18 protein-coding genes are annotated in these 17996 nt (G+C 69.2%); 9 read left to right on the forward strand and 9 right to left on the reverse strand.

What is annotated here, in order from left to right; translation table 11 throughout:
- Positions 1 to 5: 5 nt before the first annotated feature.
- Together AB0E69_RS19935 and AB0E69_RS19940 are read right to left on the reverse strand one after the other, a co-directional pair.
- Positions 6 to 1139: a matrixin family metalloprotease gene (locus AB0E69_RS19935; RefSeq protein ID WP_360147565.1), complete on the reverse strand. Its 1134-nt coding sequence runs from the start codon at positions 1137 to 1139 to the stop codon at positions 6 to 8.
- 136 nt (positions 1140 to 1275) lie between these two features.
- Positions 1276 to 2052, reverse strand: a complete 777-nt coding sequence (locus AB0E69_RS19940) for a methyltransferase domain-containing protein (RefSeq protein WP_360147568.1) — start codon at positions 2050 to 2052, stop codon at positions 1276 to 1278.
- 67 nt (positions 2053 to 2119) lie between these two features.
- On the opposite strand from AB0E69_RS19940, the gene AB0E69_RS19945 reads away from it, so the two are divergent.
- Genes AB0E69_RS19945 through AB0E69_RS19960 form a run of 4 tightly spaced genes read left to right on the forward strand, consistent with a single transcriptional unit; the run spans position 2120 to position 4365 of the window.
- A complete protein-coding gene (locus tag AB0E69_RS19945; RefSeq protein WP_360147571.1) occupies positions 2120 to 2737 on the forward strand; it encodes a DedA family protein in 618 nt (205 codons plus the stop codon).
- On the forward strand, positions 2734 to 3039 hold the full coding sequence (locus AB0E69_RS19950; RefSeq protein WP_360147574.1) for a hypothetical protein: 306 nt from the start codon (positions 2734 to 2736) through the stop codon (positions 3037 to 3039). Before AB0E69_RS19945 ends, AB0E69_RS19950 begins: the two co-directional genes overlap by 4 nt.
- Positions 3040 to 3046: 7 nt before the next feature.
- A complete protein-coding gene (locus AB0E69_RS19955; RefSeq protein ID WP_360147577.1) occupies positions 3047 to 3436 on the forward strand; it encodes a hypothetical protein in 390 nt (129 codons plus the stop codon).
- The gene (locus AB0E69_RS19960) at positions 3433 to 4365 is read left to right on the forward strand and encodes a hypothetical protein (protein WP_360147580.1); all 933 of its coding nucleotides are present in this window, start codon (positions 3433 to 3435) and stop codon (positions 4363 to 4365) included. Before AB0E69_RS19955 ends, AB0E69_RS19960 begins: the two co-directional genes overlap by 4 nt.
- On the opposite strand, the gene AB0E69_RS19965 is transcribed toward AB0E69_RS19960, so the two are convergent.
- Complete coding sequence (locus tag AB0E69_RS19965) at positions 4350 to 7772, reverse strand: CHAT domain-containing protein (protein WP_360147583.1); 3423 nt, start codon at positions 7770 to 7772, stop codon at positions 4350 to 4352. The genes AB0E69_RS19960 and AB0E69_RS19965 overlap by 16 nt on opposite strands.
- A 38-nt stretch (positions 7773 to 7810) precedes the next feature.
- Positions 7811 to 9133: an epoxide hydrolase family protein gene (locus AB0E69_RS19970; RefSeq protein ID WP_360147586.1), complete on the reverse strand. Its 1323-nt coding sequence runs from the start codon at positions 9131 to 9133 to the stop codon at positions 7811 to 7813.
- 212 nt (positions 9134 to 9345) lie between these two features.
- On the opposite strand from AB0E69_RS19970, the gene AB0E69_RS19975 reads away from it, so the two are divergent.
- Both AB0E69_RS19975 and AB0E69_RS19980 read left to right on the forward strand, forming a co-directional pair.
- Positions 9346 to 10458 carry an endonuclease/exonuclease/phosphatase family protein gene (locus AB0E69_RS19975; protein ID WP_360147589.1) on the forward strand — a complete coding sequence of 371 codons (1113 nt, stop codon included), beginning with the start codon at positions 9346 to 9348 and terminating at the stop codon, positions 10456 to 10458.
- A gap of 68 nt (positions 10459 to 10526) precedes the next feature.
- Positions 10527 to 11315, forward strand: coding sequence for a nuclear transport factor 2 family protein (locus AB0E69_RS19980; RefSeq protein ID WP_360147592.1), 789 nt, complete (start codon positions 10527 to 10529; stop codon positions 11313 to 11315).
- On the opposite strand, the gene AB0E69_RS19985 is transcribed toward AB0E69_RS19980, so the two are convergent.
- Both AB0E69_RS19985 and AB0E69_RS19990 read right to left on the reverse strand, forming a co-directional pair.
- Positions 11316 to 11882, reverse strand: a complete 567-nt coding sequence (locus tag AB0E69_RS19985) for a redoxin domain-containing protein (RefSeq protein WP_360147595.1) — start codon at positions 11880 to 11882, stop codon at positions 11316 to 11318.
- Between the two features lie 18 nt (positions 11883 to 11900).
- A complete protein-coding gene (locus tag AB0E69_RS19990; protein WP_360147598.1) occupies positions 11901 to 12374 on the reverse strand; it encodes a GNAT family N-acetyltransferase in 474 nt (157 codons plus the stop codon).
- A gap of 178 nt (positions 12375 to 12552) precedes the next feature.
- Here AB0E69_RS19990 and AB0E69_RS19995 point away from each other — a divergent pair, with 178 nt between their 5' ends.
- From AB0E69_RS19995 to AB0E69_RS20005, 3 genes are all read left to right on the forward strand, one after another.
- On the forward strand, positions 12553 to 13488 hold the full coding sequence (locus AB0E69_RS19995) for a zinc metalloprotease (protein ID WP_360147601.1): 936 nt from the start codon (positions 12553 to 12555) through the stop codon (positions 13486 to 13488).
- 156 nt (positions 13489 to 13644) lie between these two features.
- Complete coding sequence (locus AB0E69_RS20000; RefSeq protein WP_360147604.1) at positions 13645 to 15153, forward strand: gluconate transporter; 1509 nt, start codon at positions 13645 to 13647, stop codon at positions 15151 to 15153.
- Positions 15154 to 15241: 88 nt separating this feature from the next.
- Positions 15242 to 15802, forward strand: a complete 561-nt coding sequence (locus AB0E69_RS20005; RefSeq protein WP_360147607.1) for a DJ-1/PfpI family protein — start codon at positions 15242 to 15244, stop codon at positions 15800 to 15802.
- A 7-nt stretch (positions 15803 to 15809) separates the two neighbouring features.
- On the opposite strand, the gene AB0E69_RS20010 is transcribed toward AB0E69_RS20005, so the two are convergent.
- From AB0E69_RS20010 to AB0E69_RS20020, 3 genes are read right to left on the reverse strand one after another with little or no spacing between them, the layout of a single operon-like run.
- A complete protein-coding gene (locus AB0E69_RS20010) occupies positions 15810 to 16532 on the reverse strand; it encodes an SDR family oxidoreductase (RefSeq protein WP_360147609.1) in 723 nt (240 codons plus the stop codon).
- Complete coding sequence (locus AB0E69_RS20015; protein ID WP_360147612.1) at positions 16529 to 17419, reverse strand: NAD(P)-dependent oxidoreductase; 891 nt, start codon at positions 17417 to 17419, stop codon at positions 16529 to 16531. Before AB0E69_RS20015 ends, AB0E69_RS20010 begins: the two co-directional genes overlap by 4 nt.
- Complete coding sequence (locus AB0E69_RS20020; RefSeq protein ID WP_360147615.1) at positions 17416 to 17985, reverse strand: GNAT family N-acetyltransferase; 570 nt, start codon at positions 17983 to 17985, stop codon at positions 17416 to 17418. The genes AB0E69_RS20015 and AB0E69_RS20020 overlap by 4 nt, the downstream gene beginning before the upstream one ends.
- Between the last annotated feature and the right edge of the window lie 11 nt (positions 17986 to 17996).

The following is a 17996-nucleotide window of genomic DNA, read 5'->3' on the forward strand; positions in this document are numbered from 1 at the left end:
GGGCCTCACCAGTACATGACTGCGGTTTGCCCGGAGGACCAGGTGTAGTTGAGGCGGATGCGCAGTACGTAGCGGCGGCCTTGGAAGAGTTTGGCCGTCAGGTGGGAGTTGCGGTTCTCGCCGCTGTCGTCGTCGCCGGCTACGTAGCGGAGTTCGCCGTGAACCTCCTCGAACAGGACCATCACGGTGTCGCTGGCGCCGAAGGTTCCGAGGTCGTACTGCCGGGTGGCCGGCGGCGACAGTTCGAAGTTGGCCTGGCCGCCGGGCTTGAGGGACAGCGGCACGGACTGGAACGGATCCAGTTGCGGCGGGGCTTCCTCGCCGAGGCCCGGGTACCAGCTCAGGACGTACTGCTTGTCGGCGTCGGAGATGGTGCCCGGTGGATGTACGCCGGTGGCCGCGTACTGCGCCGGCTGGACGATCAGGCCGGCGCCGAAGGCGTACTCCATGACGGACGTCGGGTCCCAGGCCGATCCTTCGACCTCTCGCGGGTCCAGCTTGCGCAGTACGTTGTGGAAGGTTTTGTCGTCGTCCCACTTGTTCGGCGGGCCGGCGAAGTACTCGTACACCTTGGCCTCGTCCCACACGATGCCGGCGAAGGGATTCTGGTGCTCGTGCGGCAGCCCGACGGTGTGGCCGATCTCGTGCAGGGCGGTGGTCACCCCGTGCGGGGAGGACGTCAGGTCCCAGCCGAAGTTCATCGTCCGCGTGTTCATGCCCTCGAGCAGTACGTCGCGGCCGACGTTCGACCACGATCCGTCGAAGTCGAAGAGGAAGCCGATGCGTACTTCGGCCTCGGAGCGGTCGGTGACCTCACGGAACTCCAGGCCGAGGCCCAGCTCCTTCCAGGTCTCGAACGCGTGCCGTACGACGTCGCACTGCGGCTTGGCCCCGACCCAGGGGACGAATCTCGTGCTGCCGTCGGGGAACGGGATCTGCGAACCGTCGGTATCCCGATCGAAGAAGTAGTAGTGCAGAACTGTTCCGTTCACCCACTTGGTGCGGCCCTGCAGAATCGCCCCGACATGGTCGGACCCGAGCCCGGCCGGAATCACCGGCTCCGGCTGCGGCGGAAGACCGCAGTACCGAAGCTCTTCATCGCTCTGCGGATCGTAAACAGAATCATCCGAACGCGACATCACATTCCCCCTAGCCCCCGGCGGCGTCTGATGATCAACCACCACTTTCAAGCTACGCCGCCGGCACGTACGACGCGAGACTTCGTCGCCACCCCAGTCCCGAATTGCATTCGAGCGAATGATGTAAGCGCACGTCTTATTGAGCGCCCGCTTCGGACAACTCCTTGCGGTGGGCTACTACTCGGGTGAAGCCGAGGTGGTGGCCGGCGTCGGTTTGGAGCATTTGGGCTTCCCATTGGGGGGAGGTGGTGTCGGCGTCGCAGGCTTGGTTCCATTGGAGCCAGTCTTGCCAGCCGTTGGGGAGGCGGTCGGCTAATTCGACGGTGACCAGGCCGGTTTTGGTCCAGTGGTTCTGCCACCAGGTGGGGGAGTGCCAGGCGCAGAAGTCCCAGTGCCAGAAGGGTTCCAGGCCGGGTGGGGGAAGGGTGGGTAACTCTTCCGCGAGGCCGGGTTGGACTATTCCTAGTTGGGCGCCTGGCTTGAGGAAGCTGGTGAGGTAGCCGAGGTAGAGGTCGTCGGTGCCGAAGTAGTGGTAGGCGCCGATGCTGATGGCGGCGTCGAAGAAGTTCGCGGCGAAGGGGAGGGTGTGGGCTTCGGCGTGAATGGGGTGGACCTGGTCTTCCACGCCGGCGTCCAGCACGCGCTGCAGGTTGTCGTCGGGCTTGATCCAGAGGTCGGTGGCCCAGACTTCTACGCCGAATTCCTTGGCCAGGAAGATCGAGGTCAGGGCGGTGCCGCAGCCCAGGTCCAGGACTCGCATGCCGGGTTCCAACCGCATGACGTCGGTCAGGGCTTCGGCTTGCCAGAGGGGATGGGGGCCCATCACGTTGTCGACCAGCCAGCGGGCGGAGTACTTCGATGAGCGGGGGTAGCGGTCGTTCTTGAGGAGTGTTGCGAGTTCGTCGTCGTCCATAGGGGTGAAGTGTGGGCGGAGCTGCCGGGGGTGCCAAAGGATTTATGGTCCGGGCTACCGTCGTGGGGTGAGTCGGTTGACGGATTGGTTGCTGAGCCTGCACGGACTACCCGTGTACGGCTTGGTCGGCCTGCTCGTGTTCGCCGAGGATGCCCTGTTCGTGGGCTTCGTCCTGCCCGGTGAGACGGCGGCGATCCTCGGTGGGGTGGCCGCGAGCGTCGGGCACGCTTCCGTGGTCGTTATGGTGGCGGTCGTGATCGGAGCTGCGGTTCTCGGCGACAGCGTCGGCTACGAGGTCGGCCGGCTGATCGGGCCACGAGTCATGGCGAGCAGGCTGCTCAAACGCAGGGCCGACCGGCTCGACTCCGCGCGCAGGTTCCTCGCGAAGCGCGGCGGTACGGCGGTCTTTCTCGGCCGGTTCGTCGCGTTCTTCCGGGCCACGATGCCGGCGCTGGCCGGTCTGTCCGGCATGCGGTACCTGAAGTTCCTGAGCTTCAACGCCGCGGGCGGGATCGTGTGGGGGACCGCCGTCGTACTGATCGGTTACCTGGCCGGCAACTCCTACGCCCGGGTCGAGAAGACGTTCGGCCGCGCGACGGCGCTGATCGCGGTGGCCGTCGTACTCGCGGCGTTTGTGGCCTGGCGCATCCACCGCCACCGGTCAGAACGGGACAAGCAGCGATGACCCGTTTGGCAGCCTGGGCGGCCCTGACCGCGGCGGCGCTGGTCGCCCTGCTCGCGTGGACCCTGCCGGAGTCGATCGAGCATCGCGGCCAGATCCATGCCATCGGCGCCCAACTGACCATCTGCACCGCCGAGTCCGAGCGGTACGGCGAAAGCGGCACGCGCACCCTGGAACACCTCACCCGCTGCGCGAAGTCGAACAACGAGCTCCGCCGCGAGCTCGGCGACGAGGTCTCCGTCCTGCTCCTCCTGGCCCTCACCGGCTCCGGCGTCTGGTTCCTGGCGGCCGCGAGCAGGCGATAATGCCGGGATGGGCGCGGACGAGTACGGGATTCTGCGGGATCGGGTGGTGCCGGACGAGGGGGCTCCGCGGCTCGAGTTGCCGGAGCAGTTTCCGGTCTTGAGCGCCGCTGAGGTGATGGAGGAGCTGTTCCGCGCTGAGGACTCCGTCGACAGCGTGGCGATCGTGGTCGGGTCCGACGTGATCGGTGGGGCCGGGCGTGGTCACGTGGAGCTCGTCGAGGAGGAGCGCGCGGTCGGGACCGGCGATGGCGCGTCGCTGCCGGGGTACTCCTCGGCGTACGAGCTGCTGACGTTCCTCTGTGCGGAGTGCGGGAGCGTCACCTACCGGCTGCACGTGGATCCGCGGGACCCGCCGCTGTGTGTCAACGGGCATGGCGCGATGGATCCGCCCCAATGAATCTCGACGCAGCGGTCAAGCCGTTGAGCGACGCCTTCGGCGGTCGCTTCGTGCTGGTGAACTACCTGCCGGCGTACGGCGCGGCGCTGTTCTTCCTGGTCCTGGTATGGGCGGGTGCGCCGGGGGAGTTGCGGTTCAGCCGGGCGTGGACGACAGCGGGGAACTTGGGGCTGGGCGAAGTACTGCTGCTCGCTGTCGCGCTCACGATCGTCAGTGCGGTGACGCAGCCGTTGCAGCTCGGTCTGGTGCGGCTGGTTGAGGGGTACTGGCCGCGCTGGCTCACCTGGCTGGACAAGCCGTTGCGGGAGGCACAGCAGAAGCGGCGGCAGAAGCTGGTCGACGCTGCGGCGCTGCCGGATCCGCCGGAGACGCTGACACAGGAGGACCTCAACAGGATCGGCCGGGCCGGCGCCAGGCTGCGAGAGCGGTATCCGGCCGAGGACGCGGTACGGGCGACGGCGTTCGGCAACGCGCTGGCGGCGGGCGAGGCGCACGCGGGTGCTCGGTTCGGATGGGACGCGGTGGTGGCTTGGCCCAGGCTGTATCCAGTGCTGGGCGCACGGACGCGCGAGATCGTCGACGACCGCCGCGACATCCTCGACATCTCCATCCGGCTGTGCGTGGTTTTCCTGCTCACCGGGCTCGTGGCGATCGTTCTGCTCGCGGGCTCCGGCTGGTGGATCTTCCTGGCGCTGCTACCGATCGCGATCGGCCTGCTGGCCTACCGCGCTGCCGTCCAGGCGGCCATGGCGTACGGCGAAGCCGTCGACGCAGCCTTCGACCTGCATCGGTTCGACCTGCTCGTCGCACTCCATCAACCCCTACCGACCGACCCGGCGGCTGAACGGACGCTGGCGCATGACCTGTGCAAGTCGTGGCGACAGGGCCAGGCGACGACATCGCCGTACGACCATCACGGGCCGAAGTAAACGTGGGAAGCCCAGCGCATCGGGTCGTCCGGGTAGCGCCGGCGCACCTTCGCGACGGCCGCGTGCAAGGCTGACGCGGGACCGGCGGCCGGCAGCTCGTCGTACACGTCCGCGACCACGTCGACCGACGCCGCGTCGCTGACCGGCCAGATCGTGCCGATCACCTGCGGGCAGCCTGCAAGGAACAACGTACCGGCCAGGTGCAGGGACTCGTCCGGCACACCGGCATCCCCGCGAGCCGTCTCGCACGCGGACAGGAACGCGAACTGCGGCACCGCGCTGCTGGTGATGAGGTCAGCGATCGTCAGGTCTTGGTCGGCCAGGATCAGTCGGCCGTCACCCGGTACGTCGGCGTCCTGCCGACCGTGACAGGCGAAGTGCACGACATCGGCCGACTGCAGACTCCGCATCACGTCGTCGTGGGTCGCGGCCGGTCCGACGAGCAGTTCAGGCTGCGGCAAGCGCCGGCCGGCGACCTCGAGCTCGCGCTCCGCGTGGTGGAGGGCTGGTAATCCCGGCGTTTCCGGCATCCCGACAAGCACCGCGGATCGCCACGGCAGCACACCCGGACGTTGGCGGGCCGCGATCAGCGCGGCCAGCGTCGGCGTGTACGACGAGATGAGCCGGTCGGTGACCTCACCGGCCGCATGCAGCGGAAGCGACATCAACGGCCCGGTCACGCACCACCACACCCGGCTGCCGGCTTCAAGCTGCGCAGCAACAGGGTCCGCGATCGTCGCCCACAGCCAGTCGCAGGTCTGTTTGACGACGACCCGCGACCGCAGCCGACGCGGCTCGGCCACCGCTCGACTGAAGTCCTCCGCGCGCTGGACCACCTCGGCCAGGCGCAGGTCCGGGAGCGGTACGACGGTGAGTCCGGTGGTCGTGATGATCATCGCGTCGCAGCGGTAGCGTCTGACGTTGACCAGGATCACCGGGCCGTCGACCGCCGCCTCGCGCAGCTCCTCGTACGGCGTCGGCCCAACCTTGGCCTGCGCTGTCAGTTCGTCCCAGCGCCGGGCGGCTTCCCGACGGTCCGGTCCGGACCAGTACGCGAACGAATCCATCAGATTGTTCAGCCGCCGGTGCAGGTCGACGAGCTCGGGGTCCGACACGTCATGTGGCGAGGCAAGGACAGCGCGACCGGTCTCCAGTAACTCCACCGCCCGCTCCGGCAACCCCTCGGTCAGCGCCGCGGACGCGGCTGGTGACGGCAGGCCGGCGAGCTCGGCGACCAGCCGCCGTCGCTCCCGGTATTCCAGGCTGCGCCACACGAGCCGCGGCAGCAGCTCGACCGCCGCACCAAACCCCTCGAGGGCCGCGGTCCAGTCGCCCAGCTCGGCGGCCACCTCGCCCCACACCTTCCCGACCTCGGCGCGGACGAGCGTCGGAGCGGTGCCGTCGGCAACGATCTCCCGGCTCAGCTCGATCGCCTCCCGAGCCGCCTGACTGTTCCCACCGCCGCGGGACTCGCGCACCCGGACGTTGGCCAGACCAATCAAGTACTGGTACCGCAGCGGATCGTCCGCGGCCGCCGAGTCCAACGCTTCGCGAGCGGCGCGGTCGGCGCGGGTCAGATCGTCGGCAGCAGCCGTCGCGTCGTACCGAGCGAGGAGAGCGGTGACGTACAGGCTCAAGTACCGCGGGTCGCGCAGGCTGTCGACGGCCTCGGCCGCTGCGCTGACCACCCGGTCCAGCTCGTCGTTGTCGCGGTGCTCGCGCAGATACGTGGTCACGTAGTTGTGGAGGTACCGCGGTCGATCCGGATGCCCGGCCGGTTCGGCGTCCGCGGCCTGACGAGCCACCATGACCGACTCGGCGGCGAGCTGGGCGTCATCGGCGTCCCCGAGCGAGCGGTCGAGGGCGACAGCGTAGTTGGACAGTCGCCGCGCCCGCGCCGTACCGCCGTCGCGACTTGGCTCGGTCGCCATCGAGCCGTAGTAGATCGCGTTGTACAGGTCCGACTTCTCGGCGAACCGGGCGAAGCGGCGTTGGTACGTGAGGCCGAGGTCGCTGGCCACGTCCGCGCGGAGCGGATCCTGCTCGGGGAGGAAGTCGAGCGCCGCGTCGTACGTCGCGATGGCCTTGTCTAGGTCGGCGGGATCGTGCCGCCACTCGTACCGCCGCAGCAGCACCCGGCCGAGCTGCCGCAGCCGCTGTGCGTTCCGGCCGGCATCCACGGCCTGGGCGGCCGCGTCGTACGCCTCGTCGAGATCGGCCAGGCGTCCGGTACGGTCCAGGCGGGCAATGAGAGTCTCGGCCAGATTCGCCTGCGCGTCGGCCGGGCTCGGAGAGAGGCGCACCGCGGCGGCGCCGATCTCGACGGCGTCGTCCAGTCGCGCCAGGTCTCCGGTGGCGACAGCAAGCTCCCGCAGCGCGATGCCGCGCAGGTCGAGATATCCCGGCCGCGCGGGATCGTCCGGCCGAGCGCGCTGAGTGGCCTGGAACAGTGCGTCGACGGCGCCGCGGAGATCGTCCAGGCTGGATCGCCGTCGGCCGCGGGTCAGGAGGGCGGCGCCGATGATGTTGAAGGCGGCGGCTTCCACGGTGGTGTCGCCTTCGGCCAGGACCTTGGCGGTCCGGCCGGCTTCGAGGGATCCTTCCAGGTCGGCCTCGTTGCCGAAGACAACGAACCGGCCGCGGAGCAGCTCGCCGAGGTTCGCCGCCAGGCTGCTGCGCCGGGCCCGGTCGGGCGCGATCGCGGCGGCTTCGGAGAACAGCGCCTCGGCCAGGTCGACCGCCAGGCGTGGGTTGCTGCGGTCCTCGGCAACCCGGATGGCGATCTCGCTCGCCACGTCCGATCCGAGGCCGGGCTGCACGATGTCGAACTGCGCGGGCAACTGTTGCGCCAGCTCGGCGGCAGCGACGTCAACGCCGACCTCGGCCGCATGCGGCAGCAGATGCTCGACCACGGCCGCTACCCACTCGTAGAAGTTCAGGTCACGGTCAGGCTCGGGCTCCGGCTCGGCGGCTTGTCCGGGTACGCCGTACACCGCCGCCGGATCGACCACCGGACGATCGTCCGGCCCCGGGATGTCATCCGGCCGCACCCGATTGAAGAACCGCGACGAAGCCTCCATTCGCAGTGGGCTACCGGCCCGCCTGGCCAGCCCCAGAAACTCCATCGCGACCCCACGCGCGGCGTCGTCCTTTGTCGCGAGGTGCTGGTACCAGTAGTACTTCCCGACCTCGAGCGCAACCTCCGCATCCACCTCGGACGTCACCAGTGGAAGGTCCCACGTGCTCCGCATGGCGTGCCGCATCGCCTCCTGCACCCCGGCCACCGTCTTGTCGGCCAGCAGCTCGGTCGGATCCTGCGACCGCTCGTACCGACTCGTCACCCCACGGAGGAACCGCAACGCCCGCCCACGATTGGCCCCCGGCCCACGCCCCCAGATCCCGGCCATGCCTCAAGTATGTCGGCCGGCCGGGCTTCTGGGACGGGTCAGCGGAGTGTACGGAACGCGTTGCGGAGTTCGTCGGTGAAGAGCTGCGGCTCTTCCCAGGCCGCGAAGTGGCCCCCGCGGGCGGGTTTGTTGTAGTAGGTGAGCGTCGGGTAGCTGTTCTCGGCCCAGCTGCGAGGGGCTTGGAAGATTTCGCCGGGGAAGGCGCTGAAGGCGACCGGGATGGTGACGGGTACCGGCGGCTTGCCGGCGTTGGCCGCGCGGAAGCGGGCGCCTTCCCAGTACTCGCGGGCGGCGGAGGCGCCGGTGCCGGTCAGCCAGTAGAGGGTGATGTTGTCGAGGATGTGGTCGCGGGTGAGGTTGCCGGCGACGGGACCGCCGCGGAAGGCCCGGGAGATCTTGTAGTAGCTGTCGGTGTCGTGGTCGAGCATCCAGGCGGCCAGGGCGACCGGCGAGTCGAGGAGCGCGTAGCCGATCGTCTGCGGCCGGGTGGACTGCTCGATCAGGTAGCCGTTGCCCGTGGTCGCGAACTCGGTGAGCAGGGCGGCCGCGGCGAGCTCCTCGGGGGTGTTCTTCGGCTCGGGAGCGCCGCCGAGCGCGGGAACCAGCAGGTTGAGGTGTATGGCGGCCAGACCGGCCGGCGCCTGGCGGGCCAAGGTGTCGGTGACCGACGCGCCGACATCGCCGCCTTGCGCCACCCAGCGCGTGTACCCGAGGCGCCGCATCAGCTCGGCCCACGCGCGGGCGATGCGCGCCGGGTCCCACCCGATCTCGGTTGGCTGGCCGGAGAAGCCGTACCCCGGGATCGACGGCAGCACGAGGTGGAACGCGTCCTCCGCGCGGCCGCCGTACTGCGTCGGGTTCGTCAGCGGGCCGACGGTCTCGAGCAGCTCCACGATCGACCCCGGCCAGCCGTGCGTCATGATCAGCGGCAGCGCGTTGCTGTGCCGCGAGCGGACGTGGATGAAGTGGATGTCGACGCCGTCGATCTCGGTGGTGAACTGCGGCAGCTTGTTGAGCTTCGCCTCGAAGCTGCGCCAGTCGTACTTCGTCGCCCAGAACTTCGCCAGCGCCTGCGCGGTCGCCGACTGCACACCCTGCGAGCGGTCGCCGACCAGCTCGGTCCTGGGCCAGCGCGTCTCGCTCACTCGGCGACGCAGCGCGGCGAGCTGGTCGCGCGGGATCGACACGTGGAACGGGTGGATCGCGGCCGAGCCGCTGAGCGGCTTGGTCGGCAGTACGGCGGCGGCCGCGTTCGCCGTACCGCTGCCGACAGCAGCCGCCGCCACGCCGAGACCGGCGGCGACCCCGCCCTGCAGCACCCGCCGCCGGGTCGGGCCGGTGGAGTCGTTGGAAGGACGCATCGGAAGAACCTCTCTGGGAAGTCGTGATCTGGGAAGTCGTGATCTCTGGACCGACGCCAACCTTGCCCGGATCGCGCGCCCGTCGCCCCCGTGGAACACCCTGGTCCCGAACCCACGGGCAGCGCGGCCTTGACGCGGCTGTGTACGCGCGATTCCATCGAGTTACCGGGCCAGGGGGGCCTCGTGACGAGACATGCCTAGGGGGAATCAGGATGCGTATTGCGTCCTTCAACGTCGAGAACCTGTTCGCGCGCGCCAAGGCGCTCAACCTCAACTCGTGGGCGGCCGCCAAGCCGGTGCTCGCGGCGCAGGCCGAGCTGAACGCCCTGTTCGAGGAAACCGTCTACACCGAGCCGACGAAGGCAGAGATCCTGAAGCAGCTCGGGATCCTCGGGCTGCTGACAGCCGACGACAGCGAGTTCGTCCGGCTGCGCAAGATCCGCGGCAGGCTGCTCAAGCGGCCGCGGACGGGTCCGGTCGAGGTTGTCGCCAACGGGCGAGCGGACTGGATCGGCTGGGTCGAGCTCAAGACCGAGCAGGTCGACGAGCTGGCCATGCAGCACACCGCGATGGTGATCAGGGACATCAACGCCGACATCCTCGGCGTGGTCGAGGCGGACAGCCGGCCGTTGCTGAAGATGTTCTCCGAGGCGCTGATCGCCGAGGTCGGCGGCACGCCGTACGACGAAGTCATGCTGGTGGACGGGAACGACGACCGGGGGATCGACGTCGGCATCCTGCTCCGGAACTCGAACCCGCTCGCGGACATGCGCTCCCACGTCTTCGACGTCGACGCCCAGGGGGTCGTGTTCAGCCGCGACTGCTGCGAGTACCACGTGGACACGCCGTCCGGGAAACTCGTGATCCTGATGAACCACTTCAAGTCGAAGGGGTACAGCACGCCCGGCGACCCGATCGGCGCGAAACGCCGGGAGCGGCAGGCGACCCGGGTCGCCGAGATCTACAACGATCTCCAGGCCTCGGGGGTCGACCGGATCGTCGTCATGGGCGACTTCAACGACGACCCGGCGAGCACCGCGCTGGTCCCGCTGCTCGGCAAGACCGACCTGCGCGACATCAGCACCCACCCGAACTTCGAGTTCGGCCCGCGCAAGGGCACCTTCGGCAGCGGGAACGAGAAGGACAAGATCGACTACATCCTGCTCTCACCGGCCCTGTTCGCGAAGGCCACCGGCGGCGCGGTCTTCCGCAAGGGTGTCTGGCGCGGCCCGCGGACCAAGAACCCCTGGGAGATCTACCCGACCTTGACCGCCGACGTCCACGCGGCGTCCGACCACGCAGCCATCTACGCGGACCTCGACTAGCGCGCGCGAGCGTCGCGGGGGGTGCCGTAGCGTAGAGCTGTCCGATTGGCCGGCGGTTGGAGCCTGTGATGCCGTGGTTCCCGGAGTTCTCCACTGCGATCGAGCTGTCGCGCCGGGACGCGCGGGCGCGCGGGCAGGCCGATCCGGTGATGCAGTACCTCAAGGCGCTCGACGACGGCGGTGCTGGTGCGCTGGAGCGGGCCTGGCCGGGTGAGGTCGTCGTGCACGATCCGCGCGCGGGGGAGGTCCGCGGGCATCACGACCTGCGGGCGTTCATCCGGGACAACAAGGCGTGGATGGCCGCGCACCAGTCGCGGATCAGCGTGGTCGGCTCGATCACGGTCGGGAGTCGCGCGGTCGTCGAGCTGCTGGCCCACGTGCTGCACGAAGGGAGCGAGGTCGCCTGGCCGGTCGCGGTCGTGGCCGACTCGATGGACGAGCGCTCGATCGACTTCCGGACGTACTGCAGCCAGTGGCCGGTCGACGGGCGGCGGCACCCGCGCGCACCGATCCTCCCGGCGGCTCCGGTCGAGACGCCGGGCGTGGTCGGGCGGTACGTCGAGGCGCTGGCGGCCGGTGATACGGAGTCGGTCGTGAAGACGTTCGCGCCGGACGCCTATGTCCAGGAGGCGATCGGTCCGGACAACGTGCACCGGGGGACGAGCGAGCTCCAGGCCTACTACTCGGCCCGCGGCCGCGAAGACCTGCGACCCTGCGCGACCGCCGACGACGGAACCAGCTGCGCGCTCGAGTACAACCTGGTCGGCCGCGGCGAACCCCAAGCCGGCCTGGCCGTGTTCGAGCGCGGTACCGACGGTCTGCTGGCCGCCGTCCGCTTGTACGACGACATCGAGTGACTACTTCTTGCTCCACCCGTGGAAGGCGGTGAGGTCGCCGCTCTCCCACGCCTCCCGCAGCCCCGGCTTGCCGAGATCCCAGTCCGGCCGTACTTCGGCACTCGCCGCGCGCAGGTCCTGCCAGAGCTCGGCGATCGACGGCCGGCCCCAGAACCAGTACCCGTTGTAGATGCTGTGCACGACGAGCCCCGGCTTGAGGACGAGCGTGTACGGGATCGGGTCGTTGTCCGGGTCGGTGTACTCCTGGATCTCGAGGTCACGCTGCACGATCCGGCCCGGGTCGGACAGGAACGGCCACTGCGCCCCGACCGACGCCCGGAACTCCTGCAACGTGTGGTGCTCGTCCGTCGCGATCGTCACGATCCGCGTGTAGCTGACCGCGATCTTCGGGTAGAACGCGGCCAGCTCGAGGTGCTGCTGGTGTTCCTTCGGGCAGTAGTGACCGCGCGCCAGCGTGAGGATCATCGGGTCATCGCCCTGGAGGTCGCTCAGCTTCCGCGGTACGTCGGTGTGGTCCGGCAGCTCGTAGTCGGGAAAGGTCGCGCCAGGCACGATGTCGGCTCGCATGCGCCCATTCTCAGCGGATCAGTCGAGCTGCAGCAATGTTTCCTCGATCTCGCCGGCCCGAGCGTTCGCGTACCCCATGTCGGTCCCGGTCACTCGGAAACCAGCCTTCTCCAGCACCCGGAGCGACCCGCGGTTGTCACTCGCCGCCCTGGCGTACATCGGCCGGGCCGGTACGACCTCGAGAAACTGACGCAACGCCTCGCTGGCGACCCCTTGTCCCCACACCGATCGATCGATCCAGTAGGTCAGCTCCCGCTCACCCTCCATCACCCAGCTGCCGATCGTCCCGACCAGCACCCCGTCCCGCAGGATCGCCCGGTTGATGATCTCCGGGTTCGCCCGGAGCCGCTTCATATGCGCGTCGAACGCCGACCGGTCGTTGGGATCCCGGCTCGTGAAGGCGGCCATCTGCACCGCCTCCGGGTCCCGCATCTGCTCGAACACCGCATCCAGGTCCTCGTCCTGGAGCTCCCGCAGTACCACGTCTGCCATCTCGCAATCCCCTTCGTCGCGCCGGAATCCGCAACGTAACAGCCGCCGCCGACAGTGCCGTGCGGACCGAAGGATTCCCCTCGTCCGCGGCGCGATCGCTTCCACCGCAGCTAAATTCTGCGCAGGATGCGGCCAACCGGCCGCCCGCCCAGCGGCCCGATCCCGGAGGAGCGCTGCCATGCGATCTCTCATCACCCGTCCCCGCGTCGCGGCGGCCGTCCTGGCCGGTTCGGCGTTGCTGTTCACCCCGCTCGGTGGCGAGGCCACGGCCCGGCCGGCCGCGCCGCAGCCCGCGGCCGACTGCTTCGTACCGCCCGGCGGAGGCGCCGCCGCGAAGGGCGGCCACGGCGCGGACACCCGTGACATCTCAGTGGCCGAGCAGAAAGCGATCGAGGCACGGACAGCTCAGCTGCTCAAGGCTCGCGGCGCCGCCGCGACCCGGACCAAGCTGGCTTCGGTGTCGGTGCCGGTCTACATCCACGTCATGCGCAGCAGCACCGGCGCCGGTGACGTCACCGACACCCAGATCTCGCAGCAGATCGCCGTACTGAACAAGACGTACGCCGGTCAGGAGTCGTCGGAGGCGGCCAACACCGGGTTCACGTTCACGCTCGCCGGTGTGGACCGGTACGACAACAACCAGTGGCACCAGGACAAGCAGAGCAGCACCTACCGGAAGAAGACGCGCAAGGGCGGCAAGAACGCGCTGAACATCTGGCTCGTCGACTTCGCCTACCTCGGGATCGCGACCTTCCCGTGGGACTACGCGAAGCAGCCGGGGATCGACGGCATCCGCGTGCAGTACACGTCGCTGCCCGGTGGCTCGGCGACGAACTACAACCTCGGTGAGACGGCTACCCACGAAGCCGGTCACTGGTTCGGGCTCTACCACACCTTCCAGGGCGGTTGTACGGCGACGAACGACGAGGTCGCCGACACTCCGGCGCAGAGCAGCCCCAGCAGCGGCTGCCCGACCGGCCGCGACTCCTGCTCGCTGCCTGGCCTGGACCCGATCCACAATTACATGGACTACTCCTACGACTCCTGCTACAACCAGTTCACGCCCGACCAGAGCAGCCGCATGAGCAGCATGTGGACCGCCTACCGAGCGTGAACCGACCCCACTGAGCTCAGGCTCCGGCCTGAGCTCAGTGGTAGGCCCTCGTTGCCCTTGGCAGCTTTTGGCGGGTTCGGCGCGCGGGTACCGGCCGGCGGTGGGAGACTGCGAATGTCAGGCCTCTGACGGCTGTCGGACCTTGGGAGCGTGGAGATGAGTCTCGCCTACGGAGTCGGTCTGGTGTCGACGGCTGGACCGGATGTGCATGCGCCCTGGAACGGGCACGACACCCGCGTCCTGGTGGTCGCGGCTCTCGGGATCGCCGTCATCGTCGTCCTGATCGTCGCGGTGAAGGTGCATGCCTTCCTCGCGCTGACGATCGGCGCGCTGCTGGTCGGGCTGGGGTCCGGGATCGCTGCCGGCGGGATCACCAAGTCGTACGAGAACGGGGTGGGCAGCGTTCTCGGGTACGTCGGCGTCCTGATCGCGCTCGGCGCGATGGTCGGGAAGCTGCTCGCGGACTCCGGTGGCGCCGACCAGGTCGTGGACACGCTGCTGCGGGGCAGGACGAGCGCGCTGCCGTGGAAGATGGCATTGGTTGCCTTCATCATCGGTATCCCGATGTTCTTCGAGATCGGGCTGGTCCTGCTGATCCCCGTGGTGGTGCTGGCGGTACGCCGAACCGGCGCGAAGGCGATGCTGCTCGGGATCCCGGCGTTGGCCGGCCTGTCCGTGCTGCACGGGTTCGTCCCGCCACACCCGGGTCCGCTGGCGGCGATCGGCGTACTGCACGGGAACGTCGGCATCACGCTCGCTCTCGGTCTGCTGGTCGCGATCCCGACGGTGATCGTGGCCGGTCCGCTGTTCGGGCGGCTGGCGGCCAGGTGGGTCCCGATCGGCGCGGCAGGAACCGCACTCGAGGTGACCGGCGGCGGGCATGAGGAGGTCCCGGCGGGTGGTCGGCGCGGCGCCACGGCCGTTGGTGGCGAAGATGCCACGACCGGTTCTCAGACCGGGACGCTGGAGCGGACCGACGACGGCGTACAGCGGACCAAGACTCCGACCTTCGCCGCGACCATCATCACGGTGCTGAGCCCGGTGGTCCTGATGCTGCTCAAGGCCGCGGCGGACGTGTGGATGAGCAAGGACGCGGCGCTCTACCCGGTGCTGCAGTTCATCGGTGACCCGGTTGTGGCGCTGCTGCTCGCAGTACTGCTCGCCATGTTCACCTTCGGCACGGCGGTCGGCTTCGGCATCCCCGTGCTGAGCAAGAAGATCGGCGCGAGCCTACTGCCGATCTCCGGCGTGATGCTGATCGTCGGGGCGGGCGGCGGCTTCAAGCAGATCCTGGTCGACGGCGGCACCGGCATCGCGATCGCCAAGATCGCCATCGCGGCTAACCTCTCCGCACTCCTCCTCGGCTGGATCGTCGCCGTACTGATCCGCCTGGCGACCGGCTCGGCCACCGTCGCCACCGTCACCGCGGCCGGCATCGTCGCGCCGCTCGCCACCGGCGAGAACGTCACCCACGTCGCCCTCATCGTCCTCGCCATCGGCGCCGGCTCGCTGTTCTTCTCCCACGTCAACGACGCCGGCTTCTGGCTCGTCAAGGAGTACTTCGGCATGACCGTGGGCGAGACCATCAAGACCTGGTCGGTGATGGAAACCGTCATCTCCGTCATGGGCCTCGGGATGACGCTGCTGCTGTCCATGTTCCTCTGACTTCCTCTGACCTCCGGCGCCTTGACCTGGTCCACTCCCCGGCAGAAGCTGGCGAGTGGACCGGGAGGCCGCGACAAGGGAGCGAATGATGGCGAAGGTGCTGATCCTGACCGGCGACGCCGCCGAGGACCTGGAGGTGTTCTACCCCTACCAGCGGTTGCTGGAGGAGGGGTACGACGTCGACCTGGCTGCTCCGGCGGTCAAGAAGCTGCAGTTCGTGGTGCACGACTTCGTCGACGGGTTCGACACGTACACCGAGAAGCCGGGGCACACCTGGCAGGCCGATGTCGCGTTCGCCGATGTCGATCCGGCGGAGTACGTCGCGCTGGTGATCCCCGGCGGCCGGGCGCCGGAGTACATCCGCAACGACGCGGACGCGCAGCGGATCGTGAAGCACTTCTACGGCGAGTCGAAGCCGGTCGCGCAGCTCTGCCACGGTCCGTTGGTTGCGGCCGCGGCCGGGGTGCTGAACGGGCGGAAGACCTCGGCATACCCGGCGTTGGCGCCGGACGTGCAGGCCGGGGGAGCCGAGTTCGTCGACGGCGAAGCGGTTGTCGACGGCAACGTTGTGTCGGGGCGCGCCTGGCCGGACCACCCGGCCTGGATGCGCGCCTTCATGACGGTACTGCGGGAGCACGCGCCCGCGTAGCCGGTGCTCAGCTCAGGAGGAGTTGCTGGCCGCCGTCGATGTCGTAGGTGGCGCCGGTCAGCGCGGTGTTGGTCATCAGGTGGATGGCAAGCGCCGCGACGTCGCCGGCCTGAACGACGCGGCCGATGGGGAGGTTTGCCCGGAGCTCGGCGCGGCGGTCGTCGAGCTGGTCGCCGAGGAGGGACGCCGACAGTGGGGTGTCGACGAAGCCGGCGGCGATGAGGTTGATCCGGGTCGGCGCGATCTCGAGCGCCAGGCTCGCGGTCAGGGCCGGCAGTGCGGCGGTCATCGCGGAGGTAATGCCGATGCCTCGCGCCGGGTGGCGGCCGCCGGTGCCGCCCATGAAGCTGAGGCTGCCGCCGGGACGGATCTTGCCGATGGTGTACCGGGCGACGCCGACCATCAGCATCGGGTGCTCCTGCAGCGCGCGGCGCGCCTCGTCGAAGTCCATGTCGGCGAGCGGGGCGTAGTACGGGCCACCGGCGGTGACCATCACGTGGTCGACCGTGCCGACGCCTGCGAAGAAGTCCTCGAGCTGTGCGGAGTCGTTCGCGTCGAAGGCCGCCGTACTCTCGGCGCCGACATCTGCGGCAGCCGCGGCCAGCTTCTCTTGATCACGGCCGGTCAGCACCACGGCAGCGCCCAGCTCGCGGGCCTGCCGCGCAGTCTCCAGACCAATGCCCGCACTCCCACCGACCACCACCACCGTCTGCCCGTGCAACCCACTCATCGCTCCACCTCTCTCGGTGGCTCCAGTTGTAGCCGACGACCGGCCAGGTCTTCCAGGTGCGAGACCACCAGCAGCTCGCCGTCAACCGGCCCGAAGCGGTCAAGAGCAGCCCGGTACTGCGCCGTCACCTGGCCGATCAGCCCAGCCGGCGACTTCCGGCGCACGGCAAACTCCTCGATCGACTCCAGCTCCTCGACGATCCGATCCAGACCAAAGGTCGCGAGGTAGTCTCCGGCCAGCAGCCTCGGCACGGAGTCAGCAATGAACGCCGAGGCGGCCGGCCCGTCCTGCAACATGTCCCGCAGCACGGCCGCGTCCAGGCCGCCCGACTGCCCGAGCAGCAGCGCCTCACCGACTGCGATCGCCTGGGTGAACCACAACAGATTCACCAGCAGCTTCGTCAGGTAACCAGTCCCAGTGCGGCCCGTGTAGTGGATCTTCTTGGCGAACACCTCGAGCACCGGACGGACTCGCTCCAGCACATCCGGGTCGCCGGCGGCGTACAACGTCAGCTGGCCAGCCTCGGCCGCCGGCACACCACCGCCGACGGGCGCCTCGACGTACGCGACGCCGCGTTCCTGCGCGGCGGCGGCCAACTCGGCCCCGAGCTCAGGCGAAGCACTGGTCAGGTCGACCCAGGTCCCGTCCAGTTGGTCGAGCAAGCCACCCGGTGACAGCATCAGTGTCCGCAGCTCGGGGCTTCCGGGTAGGACGGTGACAACGAGGTCGGCGGTTGCGGGCTCCTCGGCCCAGCTGGCCCCCGCCTGCAGGGCCGCCTTCCGGACCTCGGGGCGTACGTCGTGCACGCGGACGGCATGCCCCGCGGCGGCCAGGTGCCGGACCACCGGGAGGCCGATCCGTCCGGCGCCTGCCACGAGGATGTTCATAGGTCGAGGCGCATCAGGACGCGGGGGAGGCGGGCGAGGGTTGACGTTGTGTCGGCGACCTTGGTGAAGCCGGCGCGTTCGAAGTTCTTGCGGAGCCCGGCGTACGCCATCGTCAGGTCGACCTTCGCGCCGCCGTTGTCGATCGGGTACGCCTCGACGGCCGGTGCACCGTTGGCGCGGGCGAAGTCGACCGCGCCGGTGATCAGGGTGTGCGAGATCCCCTCGCCGCGGTGACCGGGCTGCACGCGGATGCACCAGAGGGACCACACCGGCCGGTCGTCGATGTGGGGGATGAGGCGCGACCGCTCGTACGTCGTCGCCGACCGCGGCGCGATCCCGGCCCAGCCGACGGGCGTGTCACCGTCGTACGCCAGCACGCCTGGCGCCGGCACGCCGCGGCACAGGTCGGCCACGAACTCGCCTCGGGCCGTGCCGTGGAGCGCATTGTTCTGCTTGGACGGGATGCGGTGGCTCAGGCACCAGCAGACCGTGGCGTTCGGCGACTTCGGCCCGATCACGGCGCGCACGTCGTCGAACACCGTGGCCGGGCGTACGTCGATGCTCATGCGGACACCAT

It is taken from the genome of Kribbella sp. NPDC026611, assembly GCF_040638345.1.
GTDB lineage: Bacteria > Actinomycetota > Actinomycetes > Propionibacteriales > Kribbellaceae > Kribbella.

Coding starts and splice junctions, on each gene's coding strand:
- AB0E69_RS19935 (WP_360147565.1), bottom strand. CDS start 1,139: ATGTCGCGTTCGGATGATTCTGTTTACGATCCGCAGAGCGATGAAGAG.
- AB0E69_RS19940 (WP_360147568.1), bottom strand. CDS start 2,052: ATGGACGACGACGAACTCGCAACACTCCTCAAGAACGACCGCTACCCC.
- AB0E69_RS19950 (WP_360147574.1), top strand. CDS start 2,734: ATGACCCGTTTGGCAGCCTGGGCGGCCCTGACCGCGGCGGCGCTGGTC.
- AB0E69_RS19955 (WP_360147577.1), top strand. CDS start 3,047: ATGGGCGCGGACGAGTACGGGATTCTGCGGGATCGGGTGGTGCCGGAC.
- AB0E69_RS19960 (WP_360147580.1), top strand. CDS start 3,433: ATGAATCTCGACGCAGCGGTCAAGCCGTTGAGCGACGCCTTCGGCGGT.
- AB0E69_RS19965 (WP_360147583.1), bottom strand. CDS start 7,772: ATGGCCGGGATCTGGGGGCGTGGGCCGGGGGCCAATCGTGGGCGGGCG.
- AB0E69_RS19970 (WP_360147586.1), bottom strand. CDS start 9,133: ATGCGTCCTTCCAACGACTCCACCGGCCCGACCCGGCGGCGGGTGCTG.
- AB0E69_RS19975 (WP_360147589.1), top strand. CDS start 9,346: ATGCGTATTGCGTCCTTCAACGTCGAGAACCTGTTCGCGCGCGCCAAG.
- AB0E69_RS19980 (WP_360147592.1), top strand. CDS start 10,527: ATGCCGTGGTTCCCGGAGTTCTCCACTGCGATCGAGCTGTCGCGCCGG.
- AB0E69_RS19985 (WP_360147595.1), bottom strand. CDS start 11,882: ATGCGAGCCGACATCGTGCCTGGCGCGACCTTTCCCGACTACGAGCTG.
- AB0E69_RS19990 (WP_360147598.1), bottom strand. CDS start 12,374: ATGGCAGACGTGGTACTGCGGGAGCTCCAGGACGAGGACCTGGATGCG.
- AB0E69_RS19995 (WP_360147601.1), top strand. CDS start 12,553: ATGCGATCTCTCATCACCCGTCCCCGCGTCGCGGCGGCCGTCCTGGCC.
- AB0E69_RS20000 (WP_360147604.1), top strand. CDS start 13,645: ATGAGTCTCGCCTACGGAGTCGGTCTGGTGTCGACGGCTGGACCGGAT.
- AB0E69_RS20005 (WP_360147607.1), top strand. CDS start 15,242: ATGGCGAAGGTGCTGATCCTGACCGGCGACGCCGCCGAGGACCTGGAG.
- AB0E69_RS20010 (WP_360147609.1), bottom strand. CDS start 16,532: ATGAGTGGGTTGCACGGGCAGACGGTGGTGGTGGTCGGTGGGAGTGCG.
- AB0E69_RS20015 (WP_360147612.1), bottom strand. CDS start 17,419: ATGAACATCCTCGTGGCAGGCGCCGGACGGATCGGCCTCCCGGTGGTC.
- AB0E69_RS20020 (WP_360147615.1), bottom strand. CDS start 17,985: ATGAGCATCGACGTACGCCCGGCCACGGTGTTCGACGACGTGCGCGCC.